The 1,930-nt window shown below is 63.3% G+C and carries 3 protein-coding genes; all 3 read left to right on the top strand.

The annotated features are described in order from the left end of the window. Window positions 1–1,107 (top strand): AAA family ATPase (locus AC1DY5_RS53535; protein WP_478122338.1); only part of this gene is annotated, 1,107 nt, incomplete at its 5' end. A gap of 108 nt (window positions 1,108–1,215) precedes the next feature. Continuing rightward, entirely contained in the window at window positions 1,216–1,728 is a 513-nt protein-coding gene (locus AC1DY5_RS53530) for a putative pterin-binding protein (RefSeq protein ID WP_478122337.1), read from the top strand. Then, window positions 1,718–1,930, top strand: a 213-nt coding sequence (locus AC1DY5_RS53525) for a hypothetical protein (RefSeq protein WP_478122336.1), incomplete at its 3' end; no start/stop codon positions are given. The genes AC1DY5_RS53530 and AC1DY5_RS53525, both read left to right, overlap by 11 nt.

Raw genomic sequence — 1,930 nt, 5'->3', positions numbered from 1 at the left:
GTGGAGGCGGGCAAGCCCTTCGAGCAGCTCCAGGATGCCGGGATGACGAAGGCCTTCCTCACCGAGATCAAGCGCCAGAAGAACGAGGCGATCCGCGCAGCCGTGGTCCATGCCGCGAACGGCGAAGTGCCGCGGGCCGTCGCAGTGCTTCACCACACCATCGTCGAGGTTCGGCAGGACGCGCACCGCCATGCGCGGCTTGCGCAAGCCTATGTCCAATTGGGGGAGGYTGAGCGCAGGGAGACGCTCATCGTGGCCGGAACGAACGACGCGCGGCGCGCGATCAACGCGCTGGTGCGCGAGGGCTTGTCGCTGCCGAACGGACAGCCGGTCGAAGTCCTGAACAACGTCGACATGACGCGCGCCGAATTGCAATCCGCGCAAAGCTACGACGCCGGGCAGATCGTGGTGCCGCAACGCAGCTACTCCCGAGAGCTTGTGCAGGGCGAGCAGCTCAAGGTCGTGAGCCACGACATCACGCGCAACACCCTGACGGTCGAGCGCGAAGGAGGCCAACGGGTGACTTTCGATCCCGCGCGCAACTCCATGTTGCGTCTCTATGAGAAGGAGGCGGTCGATCTCGCGCCCGGCGATTGGGTCCGCGTCACGGCCAACGACAAGGCGCTGGGCGTGTGCAATGGCGAGCGCTACCAGGTTGGTGCGGTGGAAGAGGGCCACGTGATCCTGAAGCGCAGCTCTCGAGGCGGACCAGCAAAGGAGGACATCCGAATCGATCGCGGCCGACCCATGCACCTGCAGTACGGCTACGCGAGCACAATTCACTCGGCGCAGGGCCTGACCAGGAACCGCGTGCTGGTGGATGCGAATACCAAGAGTCTGACCAGCAACCGAGCGGTCTTCTATGTGGCGATCTCTCGGCCCAGAAACGACATCACATTGTTCACGGATGACGCGTCGAAGCTTGCCGCGGCAATGAGTCGGGAGCCGAAGAAGTTTGCCGCGTTGGAGTTACGGGATGGGCGCTTGGAATCTCGTGTACTGAAGGCCAAAATCGACCGGTCCGCGCAGGTCAGGCTGGCGACCCAAATAAGGATGCGTCCMCCGCCTACAGCACCGCGCGTGGAGGCGCTCAGAGTGCATCGCTAGAGGTGCGGGTGTCCGCGTCGGTTCCTCTGTCGCACCTCGAGAAATTGGATTTCTCGGCATTCGGCGACGGGGTGGAACATGACGGGGTGGAATATGAAGGCGAGGAACATGAAAGCGCGTGACCTGATCGTCGTGACGTCCATCGTATTGGGGCTGGAGTTGATGGCTCCCGCGCCCGCACTTGCCGCCCGATGCTTGCCCGACACCTTTCTGATGATCCGGTCAGAGCTGCTGCCGGAAGATTCGCAGCCCAGTGGAATCGCGCTATCCGAAGCCCAGCTGCTGGCCCTTCCGAACCACACGATCACCACGGCCACCGAGTGGACGCCGCGAAGCCGTTTCGACGGCCCGCTCCTGAGCGACGTCCTGGCGCTGGCCAAAGTCCGAGGAAAATCCATCCGGTTGTTCGCACTGGACGACTACTCGATCACGATTCCCTGGAGCGACATGGACCGGTACGCCATCATCCTCGCGCACTCGCAGAATGGCGAGCGCCTCTCGAAGCGCAAGTTCGGTCCGCTGTTCCTGATGTACCCGCGCGACCAGTATGCATCGGCGCTCGATACCCCTACCGGGACGGAGAAGTTCATCTGGCAGGTCTGCGGCATCCATGTCCAGTGAGCGTGTCAGTGAGCGTCTGTCGACCTGGTTCAAGGGTTGGCGCTTCTACGCGGCCATCGGGCTGCGTCCCGCGATCTTCAGCGTCACCGCGTTGTTGTTGTTCTGGCCCGGCGCGTCCGGGTGGCCGGGCAACGAACCCAAGGAGGGCTTCTACTGGTCCGCTGCACAGTACGAGAAGGCATTTGGCCGGGCGAGGGACTGT

Source organism: Variovorax sp. P4_D9 (assembly GCF_056401695.1).
This window is presented reverse-complemented; position numbering and strand designations above follow the sequence as displayed.

Bases quoted from the DNA above. Each gene is read 5' to 3' on its own strand.
- AC1DY5_RS53530 (WP_478122337.1), top strand. From the start codon at position 1,216: ATGAAAGCGCGTGACCTGATCGTCGTGACGTCCATCGTATTGGGGCTG.